The sequence below is a fragment of the Tamlana crocina genome, assembly GCF_012037625.1.
Genome location: NZ_JAAVJS010000255.1, coordinates 1 through 443, shown reverse-complemented (window position 1 = coordinate 443; position 443 = coordinate 1). Strand labels below are relative to the sequence as shown.

The following is a 443-nucleotide window of genomic DNA, read 5'->3' as shown; positions in this document are numbered from 1 at the left end:
ATAGAAGAATTCCGGCCGCATATCGCAGTTTTGACCAATATAACACCGGATCATCTTGATCGTTACAGGCATGATTTTAACCAATACATCGCCAGTAAATTCAGGATCGTGAAGAACCAAACAGAAAAAGATTATTTCATTTATGATGCCGATGATCCTGTGATCATGAAATGGCTGCAGGAAAATCCAATCCAGTCCCAAAAATTGCCTTTTTCACTCCGGGAGGAATTTGAAAAAGGAGCTTTTATAAAAGATGAACAACTTATTATTCGTACAGATAATTCAGAATTGACCATGCCAACATCAAATTTAACCCTCGAAGGAAAACACAACGCCAAGAATGCGATGGCCGCAGCTACTGTTGCACAATTATTACGCATTAGAAAAGAAACAATAAGACAGAGCATGGAAAGTTTTCAGGGGGTGGAACACCGGCTTGAAAA

General features: G+C 39.3%; 1 protein-coding gene. It reads left to right on the top strand.

Annotation, left to right across the window (positions count from 1 at the left end; genetic code table 11):
- On the top strand, positions 1 to 443 hold a 443-nt coding region (locus tag HC176_RS16600; RefSeq protein ID WP_245234937.1), incomplete at both ends, for a Mur ligase family protein.